At 34.1% G+C, this 13,893-nt stretch carries 12 protein-coding genes; 7 read left to right on the top strand and 5 right to left on the bottom strand.

Features of this window, described 5'->3' with window-relative positions; all coding sequences use genetic code 11:
- Nucleotides 1-176: 176 nt before the first annotated feature.
- The 4 genes from CN925_RS11290 to CN925_RS11305 form a co-directional block, all read right to left on the bottom strand.
- Nucleotides 177-1,742, bottom strand: coding sequence for a glutathione ABC transporter substrate-binding protein (locus CN925_RS11290; protein WP_353616070.1), 1,566 nt, complete (start codon nucleotides 1,740-1,742; stop codon nucleotides 177-179).
- A 112-nt stretch (nucleotides 1,743-1,854) separates the two neighbouring features.
- Entirely contained in the window at nucleotides 1,855-3,351 is a 1,497-nt protein-coding gene (locus CN925_RS11295) for a chlorohydrolase family protein (protein ID WP_098846336.1), read from the bottom strand.
- Between the two features lie 30 nt (nucleotides 3,352-3,381).
- Nucleotides 3,382-4,860, bottom strand: a complete 1,479-nt coding sequence (locus tag CN925_RS11300; protein ID WP_098846337.1) for an amidohydrolase family protein — start codon at nucleotides 4,858-4,860, stop codon at nucleotides 3,382-3,384.
- A 76-nt stretch (nucleotides 4,861-4,936) separates the two neighbouring features.
- A complete protein-coding gene (locus tag CN925_RS11305; RefSeq protein WP_098846338.1) occupies nucleotides 4,937-6,493 on the bottom strand; it encodes a glutathione ABC transporter substrate-binding protein in 1,557 nt (518 codons plus the stop codon).
- 212 nt (nucleotides 6,494-6,705) lie between these two features.
- On the opposite strand from CN925_RS11305, the gene nikC reads away from it, so the two are divergent.
- From nikC to CN925_RS11340, 7 genes are all read left to right on the top strand, one after another.
- Nucleotides 6,706-7,608: a nickel transporter permease gene (nikC, locus tag CN925_RS11310; RefSeq protein WP_098846339.1), complete on the top strand. Its 903-nt coding sequence runs from the start codon at nucleotides 6,706-6,708 to the stop codon at nucleotides 7,606-7,608.
- 12 nt (nucleotides 7,609-7,620) lie between these two features.
- Nucleotides 7,621-8,541 (top strand): ABC transporter permease, encoded by a 921-nt coding sequence (locus CN925_RS11315; RefSeq protein WP_098846340.1) that lies wholly within the window; start codon nucleotides 7,621-7,623, stop codon nucleotides 8,539-8,541.
- 12 nt (nucleotides 8,542-8,553) lie between these two features.
- Entirely contained in the window at nucleotides 8,554-9,582 is a 1,029-nt protein-coding gene (locus CN925_RS11320) for an ABC transporter ATP-binding protein (RefSeq protein ID WP_098846341.1), read from the top strand.
- A complete protein-coding gene (locus CN925_RS11325) occupies nucleotides 9,582-10,568 on the top strand; it encodes an ABC transporter ATP-binding protein (RefSeq protein ID WP_098846342.1) in 987 nt (328 codons plus the stop codon). The genes CN925_RS11320 and CN925_RS11325 overlap by 1 nt, the downstream gene beginning before the upstream one ends.
- A gap of 237 nt (nucleotides 10,569-10,805) precedes the next feature.
- Nucleotides 10,806-11,555: a sensor histidine kinase gene (locus CN925_RS11330; protein ID WP_098846343.1), complete on the top strand. Its 750-nt coding sequence runs from the start codon at nucleotides 10,806-10,808 to the stop codon at nucleotides 11,553-11,555.
- A 15-nt stretch (nucleotides 11,556-11,570) separates the two neighbouring features.
- A complete protein-coding gene (locus CN925_RS11335) occupies nucleotides 11,571-12,269 on the top strand; it encodes a response regulator transcription factor (RefSeq protein WP_098846344.1) in 699 nt (232 codons plus the stop codon).
- Between the two features lie 2 nt (nucleotides 12,270-12,271).
- Nucleotides 12,272-13,591 (top strand): sodium:solute symporter family transporter, encoded by a 1,320-nt coding sequence (locus CN925_RS11340; RefSeq protein WP_098846345.1) that lies wholly within the window; start codon nucleotides 12,272-12,274, stop codon nucleotides 13,589-13,591.
- Nucleotides 13,592-13,696: 105 nt separating this feature from the next.
- Here CN925_RS11340 and CN925_RS11345 read toward each other — a convergent pair whose 3' ends face one another.
- Nucleotides 13,697-13,891, bottom strand: a complete 195-nt coding sequence (locus CN925_RS11345; RefSeq protein ID WP_098233662.1) for a hypothetical protein — start codon at nucleotides 13,889-13,891, stop codon at nucleotides 13,697-13,699.
- Between the last annotated feature and the right edge of the window lie 2 nt (nucleotides 13,892-13,893).

Below are 13,893 nucleotides of genomic sequence, written 5' to 3' on the forward strand. Positions count from 1 at the left end.
TTATGAGGAAGGATTTTTCTTCTTTTTTGCGGTTTTACTTCCTCATGAGCTATTTATGAGGAAGTTTTTTCACATTATTGCTCGTTTACCAACTCTTGAACTCCTTATATTGAAGATATTGTTTCATTTCCACAAGAAAGTTCACCCCTAGATCAGGGATGAACATTTTAGTCAGATTATTTAATTGTTACATCGTTAATCTCTAGATAGCCTGAAGGACTGATTGAGAAGCCTTTTACGTCTTTTGAGATTGCAGCGACATTTTCGATTACTCTTACAGGAATATATGGTGAATCGTCCATTTCAATTTCTTGTGCTTTAGCGTAGATTTCTTTGCGTTTTGCTTCGTCTTTTTCTTTTCTTCCAGCATTAATTAAGTCATCAACTTTTGGATTGCTATAGAAGAATGTATTTCCAGCAGCGCCGCGTGAGTCTGAGTGGAATAGGTTGTACTGATTGTAATCTGCATCTCCTGTTGCGTTTCTCCAGCTAATAATAAACATTTCTGATTGACCTTTGTTTACTTTTTCAACGAATGAACCATATTCCATCACTTGTACTTTTAAATTAATGCCAATTCCTTTTAATTGTGATTGAATAACTTCTGCTAAATTTACTCGTTCTTTGCTATCCATCGTTAGGATTGTTGCATCAAATCCATCTGGATAACCTGCTTCTGTTAATAGTTTCTTCGCTTCTTTTAAATTGTAATTGTATGCTTTTAATTGCTCATCATATCCGAATACTTTCGATCCCATTGCTGAATTCGCTTTTTTACCTACATTGTTAAATACACCTTTAATAATCGAGTCCATTTCAACTGCATGAGCGATTGCTTTACGAACACGTACATCATTAAACGGTTCTTTTGTAACATTGAATCCGATATACTCTGTTCCATACCCTTCACTTCGGTACACTTCCATAGCTGAGGATGATTCAACTTGATTCATAACTGCGATTGGGAGTGGTTCTGCAATTTGAGCTTCTCCTGTTTCAATCATTGAAATTCTTGTTGAGTCTTCTGGAACTACCTTGAACTCAACTTTGTCAATCTTTGGTTTTTTCCCCCAGTAATCTTTATTTTGAACTAATGTAATTTGTTGACCTGGAGACCATGATTTAAATTTAAAAGGACCTGTTCCATTTGGTTCTTGAATAATATTCTTACCATATTTATCGATTGTTTTGGGGCTAATAATTCCACCTTCATGATTTGCTAAAATTGAAAGAAGTGGTGAAAATGGTTCGCTTAAATTAAATTGAACTGTATATTCATCTACTACTTTTACTTCTTTTACCATTTTGAAAACGACAGCTCTTGGTGAAGCAACTTTAGGATCTAATAAACGATCAAAGGTTTTCTTTACAGCCTCTGCATTAAATGGTGTACCATCGTGAAACTTCACATCGTGCCTGAGTTTAAATTCCCAAGTTTTATCATTGATTTGTTTCCATGACTCTGCAAGCATTGGTTGAATTTCATTATCACGATCTCGCTGGACTAGACCTTCGTAAATTTTATGATGAGTTACGCTTGCTGCATTTATTGTAGACATAAATTGCTGATCTAAATTTTCGGCATCTGATAAACGAGCAATTACTAGCGTACTTCCTCCTTTTGAATCACTTGCTTGTCCATTTGCTTTCGTACCTACGTTTTGATTAGATGAACATCCTGTAATTGTGACAGCAGAAAATAGTACTAGAAAAAATTTCCCCATTCCTGATTTTAGTTTCAATTGCACTGCCTCCCTTTTAAAGTTATCTTACAAATATTTATCTAATTATATAAAATATTCAGATAATTATTTTTGAATATCTTTACCTGTTTTTTCAGTTTCTTTACTTTTTTCATTTATTTTGCTTTGCAAGTAGTTCATTAATAGCTTCAAGTTTTTTAAAAGATGGTGGAAATAGATCATTTTCAGGAAGTTGATCATAATCCCTTTCCATATATCCTTTTCTCATCTTATTAAAATACTTTTGGCCTTTTTGTTTTAATACGTCCATATCAAGATTAGGGATTACTTGATCTTTCATCACAATCCTTCCATTTATAATGGATAGTTTTACATCTCTACCTGACCCACTAATAAACATTGTACGAATTGGATCATCAGTAACACCCATATGGAATCCTTCTAAATCAATTGCGATAATATCCGCCTTTGCTCCGACTGCTATTTTCCCGATATCTTCGCGATTAAGAAATGCCGCTGCTCCTAGAGTAATAGAATTAAAGAAATCAGCGTATGTCGATCCTTCTACTTCTTTTTCTATATATCTTGAGAGCATACTAGCAGTGCGTACATTTTGAAAAATATCTGGAGGGAACGTATCAGTACCTAATGCAATATTGATTCCAACTTTTTTATATTTTGCATATGATTCAAGTCCTTCCCCATGTCTTCCTATAATAAGTGGACAATGGATAACAGTAGTATTTGTTTCTTTCAGAAGAGAAATATCATTATCAATATTGTAATTCGCTCCACTATAGCCCGATACAAAATGTGCGTGTGGAATTCCTGTATTTGGGCCTAAAAATCCAAGATTATATAAATATTTAATTGGTGTAACTTTATGTTCTTTTAAAATTGTATTAAATTCAAAACTGCCTTGCGCAGCATGGAGCTTGATTGGAACGTTTAATTTGTCACTGTAATATTTTGTTTTGATCAAAATTTCTTTCGTCTGTGATTCTATTCGTTCTGGAGCTAACATCCCTCTAACCAGTCCATCAAATGCACCATCGAAGGTTTCGATAAACTTTACGGCTCTTTCTAACCCTTCCTCGCCCGCTGTTTCATCCCAATGAATTTTAACGTTCCCATCTGGCTCGACTACTCTAATTCCAGCTTGATAGCTTGGTCCAAGGTAAATTCTCAACCCTAGTTTTCCCGCGTGATTCGCTGCAGCTTCTAATTCTTCAAACGTTTCAGCCCAATTTTTGTAAAAAACAGAAGTAATCGGCATAGCAGTCGTAATACCATTTAAAATAAGTTGAGAATAGGCATATAAAGATTTAAATGCTTCTTCCTCCTCACTCATTAGCTCAGGATGCCCATTTTTTACAAACTCCTCAGACCATAGGAGATTTTTTTGTCTATTTGATTTCGCTTCGAAATGCAAAATATCATGATCAATGTCACCTAATGCATTTAAATCAATAAAACCAGGACTAAGGATCGCATTTCCAACGTCAATTACTTGATCTACTTCTTCTGAATAGTTTTTTCCAACATATAAAATTGAATCATTTTCGTATACAATCTCGGCATTTTCCAATATGACATGTTCATGTCCATCAAAACCAATTACATATCTTCCCTTTAATTTCGTTTTCATTTTTTCTCCCTTCGAATTTGAAAATTTTATTTAGTTTTCAACATATCTCCTCTCGTCAACATAGGCACGGGCATGCCCCCAGAAATACTTAGTAGGTTGCATATATTTTTCTAATCCTGCACGTTTAATCGTTTCAAAAGCTTCTTCATTTGCTTCATTTAAAACTGTGCTTTCATGAACGGTTTTTACATCTCTGCCTTCCATAATTAGTTTCCCATCGACAATCACATGATCTACATCATTTGCCACTGCTTGAAATACTAATCGATGAACATGCATATACTCTGGAGTCAAATGTGGTTGATGAAGATTAACTGTGATGACATCTGCTTTCTTTCCGATCTCAAGTGAACCAATTTCATCATCCCAACCTATACATTTTGCTGCATCAATTGTTACCATTTCTAAAAGCTTACCTGGTGGTAAATAATAATAGTCTCTAAGAGCTGCCTGGTGGACAAACTGTGTTTTTCTCATCGCTTGAAATAAATCAAAACTCGTAGAAGGTGATGTACCATCTGTTGAAATCGCAACAGTTGCTCCCATTTCAATTAATTCTGTAATTGGTGTGCGTGCATTTACTTGTCCAAAACCTGGTGAAGCACTAATATTTGTACCAGTTTCAGCTAATATTTTGGCTTCGTCGAATGAAATTCCTCGACAATGTTGAAGATGAACATCAGGACCTAAGAGCGCATTTTCTTTATCTTGAATTGCTAAATGAATCATTCCACCAAATGCATCTGAGTGGATTCTTGTATTATATTTTCTAGCAATCTCTCTTATTTTTTTAGCTTGATAAAGATCATGTTGTGTTAACCCATATAGTCGATCTGGAGAAGTCGGATAGGAAGGATCTACAGATGTTACAATAACGAATGGTGTAATAAAAGCTCTTGTTCGATCATCATTTGCGTGATTCAATGCCTCTATAACTGCTTCTGCCCCTTTTAGCACTTCTTCATAAGTAACTTCTTTCTCAATTCTTTTCCCATCAACCCATCGACTAAATGAATGTGGCCAAGGTGGGTTACACGGACCAGTACAAACTACTTCACGCACACCTACTTCGTTGTAAGCTTTTGCATGGTTTATTGCAAAGATTGGATCATCCGATCTCGGCATTGATCCTAACACACTAACGCCAGTTGTAATGCCCGCTTTTAATCTTTCAAGTGCAGAAAGCTTCCCTTCGTAATACCAAAAATCGTCCGTTACATAATGCTTATACGTTTTCGTCATAATTGGCATCCAAAAATCGATATTCTCCATCGCGATTGTTTTAAACATCGAATGACCACCATGACCATGAACATCTATTAATCCTGGTAAAATACATTGATGACTACAATCAATTATTTTTTTCGCCTCATACTTGGTTTTCAAGTTTTCGCTCAAGTCAACGTCGATTATTCTCCCATTGTGAATAGCAACAGAGCCATTTTCAATGATTCTTCTTTCTGTGTCCATTGTGATAACAGTTCCATTTACTAATAACAAATCAATCATTTTTTTCCTCCTAATGTTAAATTTCTATTTAAAAACTGAAACAGCATAAATGAATTATGCTGTTTCATTGAATTACTTATTTCACTGTTACATCATCAAGCATTAAATAACTTGCTGGGTTTAACCAAAGCCCTTTAACAGATGAGCCAGTAACTGCTAAATGCTCATAGTTACGAATAGGAATATACGGTACTTCATCATTTTCGATTTTTTGTGCTTGAGCATATAGTTCTTTACGTTTTTCACTATCTGATTCTTGTCGAGCTGATTCAATTAATTGATCAACTTTAGGGTTACTGTAGAATGCACTATTTCCTGCTGCACCTTGGGATTTACTGTCAAATAAGTTAAATTGGTTATAGTCTCCATCACCAGTAGCATTACCCCATCCACCAATTGCAACTTGATGTTCACCTTTTGCCATTGCATCAATATAAGCTCCGTATTCAACCACTTGGATTTTCACATTAATCCCAATACCTTTTAACTGTGATTGAATAACTTCAGCCATATTTATTCTTTCTTTACGGTCACTAGTTGTAAGTGTAAATGATAGACCGTCCTTAATACCTGCTTCTTTTAATAGCTTTTTAGATTCATTAATATCGTAATCAAACCCTTTAAGATTTGGATCATATCCAAATACTTTCGGACTCATTGTTGAATTTGCTTTTGTTCCAACATCGTTATATACGCCTTTAATAATTGAATCTACTTCAATTGCATGTGCAATCGCTTTACGGACACGAACATCATCAAATGGTTTTTTCTTAACATTGAAAGTTAAATATTCCACAGCTAGTCCCTCTGTACGGTATAAATCCATTGTGTCAGACGCTTCGATACGATTGATTTCAGTTACAGGCACTTGATCAGTTACATGCGCTTCACCAGTTTCAATCATTGCTAGTCTTGTAGCATCTTCAGGAACTACTTTAAAGACTACACCATCAATTTTAGGTTTATTTCCCCAGTAATCTTTATTTTTTTCAATTTTAATTTCTTCTCCTGATTTCCAAGATTTAAATACATAAGGACCAGTTCCAACTGGATTTCGCCCAATTTTATCATTGTTTTCTTTAATTGATTTTGGACTAATAATACTTCCTTCATTACTCATTAAAATAGATAAAAGTGGAGCATATGGGTATTTCAAAATAAATTGAACAGTCGTATCATCTACCACTTTAACTTCTTTTATCATTTCAAATTTACCAGCCTGAGGTGAACCAGTTTTTGGGTCAAGAACTCGATCAAAATTTGTTTTAACTGCATCTGCATTAAATGGTGATCCATCTTGGAACTTAACGCCTTGTCGTAGTTTGAACTCCCAAGTCACATTATCTACTTGTTTCCATTCTGTTGCTAAAAGAGGTTGTGGCACCATATTTTTATCTGGTTCAACTAATGTTTCATATACCTTTTCATACACAACGTTTGCTGATGGTATATCCGTAATAAAATGTGGATCTAATGTAGTCGCATCAGATAGTCTAGCTACGACCAAAGTTCCTCCTGCTTTTGCTTTTGTTCCTGTTGCACTACTGCTAGTTTGGTCAGAGGTACACCCTGCAAGTACAGTAGAAATTGTTAATAATGATGCAAATAATACTCCAGCTGTCTTTTTCTTCATTGTTTTCTTCCTCCTCTTAATACATTCCCTATGAATCTCTTGTTCACCATTTTTTATTGAGTACGTAGGCTTATTCAAATTATAAAAAAAAATAAAATTTTATATTTTCAGAATCTTTACTCGTTTTTTAATTATCTTTACTGCTTTTCTGCATTATATTTACTTCAATTCTAATTTTGAATAAATTTAAACAAAGAAAAGGGGGAAAACAAATGAAACCAGAGATTGTATTGAATAACAATGAAATCAAATTAGAAAAAAAAGAATCTCAAAAACTAAAAAGATGGAAAGTATTTTATAAGAAGTTTAAAAAGAATAAATTGGCATTAGTTGGAGCCTATATTGTACTTTTTTATATTTTAGTAGCTATTTTTGCACCACTCATTTCGCCAAAGGATCCTTTTGCGATTGATTTAATGAACAAACTACAACGTCCATCACTAGAACATTGGATGGGAACAGATGATAAAGGAAGAGATATTTTAAGTCGTATCATTTTTGGTAGTCGTCTTTCAATTTCTGTTGGTTTTGTATCTGTTTTATTTGGAGCAATTTTCGGAATCACTCTTGGTTTGATTGCAGGTTATTACGGGAAATGGGTAGACACAATCATCATGAGGGTTGTTGATGTTTTATTAGCATTTCCTGGTATTTTACTAGCACTTGCTATTATTAGTGCACTAGGTCCTAGTCTAATTAATGTAATGGTTGCTGTTGGTATCTTTTCAATCCCAACGTTTGCTCGAATCGTAAGAGGATCTACGTTATCTGTTAGAAAACTTGAGTATATTGATGCAATTCGTGCATTAGGTGCTACTGATGCAACAATCATTTTCAAACACATTTTTCCGAATATTCTTTCACCAATAATTGTCCAAGCTACATTAAAACTTGCTACAGCGATTCTTTCAGCAGCAGGCTTGTCATATCTCGGATTAGGTGCTCAGCCTCCATCTCCAGAATGGGGCGCAATGTTAAGTAGTGGCCGTGATTATTTATTTACTGCACCACATATTGCTTTATTTCCGGGCTTAGCGATTTCGACACTAGTTTTAGGTTTTAATATTTTCGGGGATGGTCTAAGAGATGCTCTTGATCCAAGGATGAAAAAATAAGGAGGAAAGTAAATGTTTCTATTTATTGTCAGAAGAATTATACAAACTATTCCAGTTTTACTTGGTGTAAGTTTAGTCGTTTTTTTAATTATGCAAATGGTTCCTGGTGATCCAGCCACACTACTTGCTGGAGAAGGTGCTACGAAACAAACAATCGAAATGATTCGTCACCAACTTGGCCTTGATCGACCAATCATCATTCAGTATTTCGACTATGTTGTTCATGTACTACAAGGTGATTTTGGCGAATCGCTTCGAAATAACCGTCCAGTATTGGATGAGATTATGATTCGTTTACCTATTACAATTGAACTTGCATTAGCTAGTATTTTCATTACTGTCGTACTTGGTATGCTTGCTGGAATTATATCAGCAACTAAACAGTATTCCGCAGCTGATATTACAATTATGATTGTCGCTTTACTTGGAATCTCTTTACCTAGTTTCTGGTTTGGTTTAATGCTAATCTACTTCTTTTCAGTTAACCTTCATATCTTTCCAGTTGCTGGTTGGGGAACGTTTAAACATATGGTTCTACCCGCATTAACATTAGGTGCAGGTGGTGCTGCAATTGTAGCTAGGATGACTAGATCAAGTATGTTAGAAGTTGTTCGTCAAGACTATATGCGTACAGCAAGAGCAAAAGGTTTAAAGGAACATATCATTATTTATAAACATGGTCTAAAAAATGCATTAATTCCAGTAATTACTGTTGTTGGTCTACAATTTGGTGCATTACTTGGTGGTACCGTTTTAACAGAGTCAGTTTTTGCAATTAATGGGCTTGGTAGATTAATTGTTGATGCGATTAGAACAAGAGATTTACCTATGGTTCAAGGTGGCGTTTTAATCGCTTCAGTTATCTTTGTATTTATGAATCTAGCTGTTGATATTCTCTACCGTTACTTTAATAAACGAGTTGACTTGAATTAAGGAGGTACTACGATGAAAAAGCAATTTGATGAAACAATTCTTGAGGTTAAAAATCTACAAACCCACTTTTATACAGATGAAGGAATAAGTAAAGCCGTGAATGGAATTAGCTTTAAATTAAAAAAAGGTGAAACACTTGGAATAGTAGGAGAATCTGGAAGTGGTAAAAGTATTACATCATTATCCCTTTTACGATTAATCCCTTCCCCTCCAGGAAAAATAGCTGGTGGTAGTATCTTTTTTAAAGGTGAAGACTTACTAGCAAAAACAGAAAAGCAAATGCGTTCGATTCGAGGTAATGAAATTTCAATGATCTTTCAGGAGCCTATGACATCGTTAAACCCTGTTTATTCAGCAGGCGAACAAATTGCAGAAGCGATTCGTCTTCACCAAAAATTAAGCAAAAAGGAAGCTTGGGATAAAGCAGTTGAAATGCTGCGACTTGTAGGAATCCCTTCTCCTGAAAAACGTGCAAAGCAAGAACCACATGAGCTTAGTGGCGGAATGAGACAAAGGGTTATGATCGCAATGGCACTTGCTTGTCATCCAGAAGTGCTAATTGCAGATGAGCCGACTACCGCTCTAGATGTGACAATTCAAGCTCAAATTCTGGATTTAATTAAATCACTACAAAAAGATTTAGGTACAGCCGTAATATTAATCACGCATGATTTAGGCGTTGTTTATGAAACTTGCGATCGAGTGGCTGTCATGTACGCTGGTAGAATGGTTGAATATACTTCAGCAAAGGAACTTTTTGATAACCCTAAGCACCCATATACAATCGGGTTATTAAACTCTCTTCCACGTTTGGATATGGATCAAGAAGAATTAACAACAATTCCTGGTACTGTACCTAGTCCATTTAATATGCCTAAAGGCTGTAGTTTTGCGCCACGCTGTGCACATGCAAAGGATATATGTCATCAATCAGTGCCTGATTTACTAACAATTGACAAAAATACTGAAGTCAGCTGTTGGATGTATACATCACAATGGGAGACAGATCATACCATCAAAGAGAAAGTAGGGATTGAATAATGGCATTGCAACTAGTGGATAAAAAAATACTACTTAATGTAGATCATTTAAAACAATACTTTCCAATAAAAGGTGGCGTTTTAGGAAGAACGGTTAATCACGTAAAAGCTGTAGACGATATTAGCTTCAACATTTACGAGGGAGAAACTTTAAGTATAGTTGGAGAATCTGGTTGTGGTAAGTCTACTACTGGTAGAGCCATTCTAAGATTAGACGAGCCTACTAGTGGAAGCATCCATTTTAAAGATAAAGATTTATTAAGCTTAGGAAAAAAAGAAATGCGTAAAATAAGAAAGGATCTACAAGTAATCTTCCAAGATCCATTTGCATCACTTAATCCTAGACAAACAATTGGAGAAATTTTAGGTGAAGCTTTAGCCATTCAAAATGTCGTTCCAAAAGAAGAACGTAAAGCTAGAATTGAGGAACTGTTAGGGCATGTCGGGTTAAGACCAGAAGCTATGGAGCGTTATCCTCATGAATTTAGTGGTGGTCAACGTCAACGTGTTGGAATTGCCCGTGCACTTGCAGTTGATCCAAAACTAATCATTTGTGATGAAGCAGTATCTGCTCTAGATGTTTCAATTCAAGCTCAAGTATTAAATTTATTAAAATCATTACAGAAAAAATTCTCACTTACCTTCCTTTTCATCTCACATGATTTAGGTGTAGTTAGACATATTTCTGACCGAGTAATGGTTATGTATTTAGGAAAAATTGTTGAGATTGCCGATAAAAAATCTATTTTCGAAAATCCGCAACATCCTTATACGCGTGCACTATTATCTGCTATTCCTGTACCAAACCCGGTACATCAAAGAGAAAGAATCATCTTAACAGGAGATGTACCTTCTCCAATCAATCCTCCAAGCGGCTGTCGTTTTCACACAAGATGCCCTTTTGCGATTGATATTTGCAAAACAAGAGTACCTGAATTAAAAATATCAGAGCAAAATCATCAAGTTGCTTGTCACATAATTGATTAAATAGTATTCTTATAGGCGTGAAGTGAAGAAAAATGCTTCTTCAAAGTTGTTTCTTTTACTTCTATTTAAAAATTTTATAAAGCTGATCATATTAGATAATAAATCGAATGGTGCTCCAATGGAATGCGAAAAGACAAAAAGAGTGCTTTTACATGATATAACGGTACGCTCGAGCTTTAGTCTAACTTCCATAGGAGCACTTTCAAAAAAAATTAAAAATACTATTTGAGGTTCTTCATGCTTAGTTACGAGGGATTTACTTTACTTATTATGCTATTTATTTTAGCTCCTATTATGGGAGCTATTGCTTTATTATTTTTGTTTATCTTTGAAAAAAGAATTGATTTACTTGAAAATAAAAATAAAGAAATTCAGTTAGAGCATGCATTACAAGAAGCTCAATACAATCAATTAAATCAGCAAATTCAACCGCACTTTTTATTTAATACACTTAATGTCATATTAAGCTTAGCGCGTTTAAATCGAACTTCGGAATTAATTCGAGCACTAGAAACGTTCTCTCAATTTTTAAAATTTAAATATAAATCATCAGAGCCCTTAATTCCGTTAAATCAAGAAATCCAATATACTCAATATTATTTAGATATTCAAAATCTACGGTTTGGAGAACGTCTTAAAACTCAGTTAGATTGTCCAAAAGATTTATATAATGCGCAAGTTCCCCCTTTTATTTTGCAAACCTTAGTAGAAAATTCATTTAAACATGGTTTAGAAAAAAAGGTTGGAGAGGCCCTACTTCATATTCGATTTTATCAAGATTCTGAGCTAGTCTGTTTAGAAGTAATTGATAATGGTTTAATGGGAAAGACGAATTCATTTTCTAATCAAGAAGGCCATGGATTAGACAATATAAAAAAGAGATTGCAACTATATTTCGGAAACAGTGGACATGTACTGATTACTTCAAATGAATCAGGAACAAATGTTAAAGTCGTTTGGCCACTGATCAATGACTCTTTAAAGTAAAGGAGGGAAAATAAAGTGAATGTTTTATTAGTAGATGATGAACCATTAGAGCTTGAACAGATGGAATATTTGATAAAAAATAAGTTCCCATTATGGAAGTTCTATAAAGCCGCTGATGCATGTCAAGCAATGGCAATTAATCAAAATCATAAAATTAACATTGCGTTTTTAGATATTAATCTACCTGGCCGTTCTGGACTAGAGTTTGGTGAAGAACTTCGAGCTCAAAATAAAGACGTCGATATTATTATGGTTACAGCATATCAAAGTTTTGATTATGCTCAGCAGTCAATCCGAATCGGCGTTCTTGATTATTTAACAAAACCAATCATTGAAAGTGAACTAGATAAAGTGTTATCTAAATATAGTGATACCGATACATCAAATCAATATTCTAGTTTAATCCATCAAACTCTATTATATATTCATGAGCATTTCGCTGAAAAACTGTCTCTTTCTGACGTAGCCAGAGAAGTTCACACGAATCATACTTATTTAAGTAGAAAATTTCACGAAGAAGTCGGCGTGTCATTTTCAGAATATTTAATAGACTATAGAATACAAGCTGCCAAGCGCTATTTAACAAATAATCCAAATTGGAACATATCCGATGTAGCAGAAAACTCAGGCTTTAATAGCCAGCATTACTTTAGTACTTTATTTCGCAAAATTGAGGGCATTACTCCAAAAGAGTATCGTGAGAAAGGAAAATAACAGTGAATTCACGTTCATTTAGAGAATACGTACAAGGTCCTATACAAATTGGAATGGGAATGGGAATTATTTCTCTCTTGGCACGTTGGATAACAGGAACTACGATATTATCTTCGCCAGAATCAATGATTAAATATGGTGTATTTGGTGGAATCGGCTATGCATTTTTAGGTGCGATTGCTTTATTTGTATTTAGTTTTATTGGGAAAAAGGTTCGACAGGAGTACCCTGATGGTTTAACAATTGGAGATTATTTGAAGAAAAAACTACATCCACTTGGTTATTGGATCATGATTTGTATTTTACTATTTACTAGTTTACACATATTATATATTCAATCGATGACGGCATCTACTTTATTTCATTTTCTTTTTAATTTACCATTGTACATCGAAATATTCATCTTTATAACCTTTTGTGTACTTTTTGCAGGGTTTGGTGGATTAAAAATAATCCATGGATTAGCAGGAATCCAGGTTATAACTATGTTTGCAGCGGCAATTTTAATTCCGTTGTATTTTTTCGTAAAAGAGGGTGTTCAACCAGTATATGATGGGATTAAATTATACCATCCATACATGTTAGTCATTGATCATTATGATTTATGGGGTTTTTTATTTTCAGGCTTATTAGTTGGATTTGGTCAGTTTTTCTTTGACATTACTTCATGGCACCGATTATTTATGATTGAATCGAAAAAACTTCCTTTAACCTTCTCAATATCCGGGTTAATATGGTGTATTTTCCCACTTTCATTTTCATGCCTTTTTATTATTGTTATATTTACTGGTGGATTTACAGATATTCAATCAATATTAGTTGGTTTAGCAAATAAAATTACAACACCATTCTTTTTTATACTTTTTGTTTTATGTGTTTTTAATGCGATTACCTCAACATTTGGTGCAGTTTTACATTCGCTTGCTAGTTTAATCATTATCAATATAATCGAGCCAATTCACAAGATCAATAATGATCAAAAAAAAATAAAACTTGCTTATCTTCTATCCGTGATCATTGGTGCGATTATCTTTTTTGCTACACTTATTCAATCAAAAAAAATGATAGAACTTTTATTTTACTCAGGAAATGTATATTCTGCATTGCTATTTCCAATTTTAGTTATTGTCTTTAGTAAACGTAAAGTTGGTAATTATATTCCAATTAGTATTGTCATCAGTATTATCCTTTCATATATCGTTCAGCCTTATGTTGGTAAATTTCAAAGCATTTGGTTAAGTTTATTATTTTCAATTGTGATTATCATTTTTGGTTTTACAATCCAAATTTTTAGCAAGAAAAAATCAGTAAATATGTCATAAAAGAGAGCTAATCAACGACTTGATTAGCTCTTTTAGTATATTAGCTAAATATTAAGGTTGAAGTTATAAATACAAGCAAAGAGAAAGATATATTCCTTCTCTCCATTATGTATTTAAATATGGTGCTCCTCGTCTTGTGTTCGCCGCTGAAGATGCGTCTTCACTTGTATCAAGGTATGGGCTACCACCTTCGTCATAATTAATTTTATTCGAATCATTTTCGCTCGTGTCTAAGTATGAGTTGGTTGCAACGTGGATATGATTGTCATCAGTTTTTCTTGATTGGTTGTCTTTTGACATTT

It is taken from the genome of Bacillus sp. AFS055030 (genome assembly GCF_002574545.1).
Taxonomy (GTDB): Bacteria; Bacillota; Bacilli; order Bacillales; family Bacillaceae_G; genus Gottfriedia.

Bases quoted from the DNA above. Each gene is read 5' to 3' on its own strand.
- CN925_RS11295 (WP_098846336.1), bottom strand. From the start codon at position 3,351: ATGAAAACGAAATTAAAGGGAAGATATGTAATTGGTTTTGATGGACAT.
- CN925_RS11300 (WP_098846337.1), bottom strand. From the start codon at position 4,860: ATGATTGATTTGTTATTAGTAAATGGAACTGTTATCACAATGGACACA.
- CN925_RS11305 (WP_098846338.1), bottom strand. From the start codon at position 6,493: ATGAAGAAAAAGACAGCTGGAGTATTATTTGCATCATTATTAACAATT.
- nikC (WP_098846339.1), top strand. From the start codon at position 6,706: ATGAAACCAGAGATTGTATTGAATAACAATGAAATCAAATTAGAAAAA.
- CN925_RS11315 (WP_098846340.1), top strand. From the start codon at position 7,621: ATGTTTCTATTTATTGTCAGAAGAATTATACAAACTATTCCAGTTTTA.
- CN925_RS11320 (WP_098846341.1), top strand. From the start codon at position 8,554: ATGAAAAAGCAATTTGATGAAACAATTCTTGAGGTTAAAAATCTACAA.
- CN925_RS11325 (WP_098846342.1), top strand. From the start codon at position 9,582: ATGGCATTGCAACTAGTGGATAAAAAAATACTACTTAATGTAGATCAT.
- CN925_RS11330 (WP_098846343.1), top strand. From the start codon at position 10,806: ATGCTTAGTTACGAGGGATTTACTTTACTTATTATGCTATTTATTTTA.
- CN925_RS11345 (WP_098233662.1), bottom strand. From the start codon at position 13,891: ATGTCAAAAGACAACCAATCAAGAAAAACTGATGACAATCATATCCAC.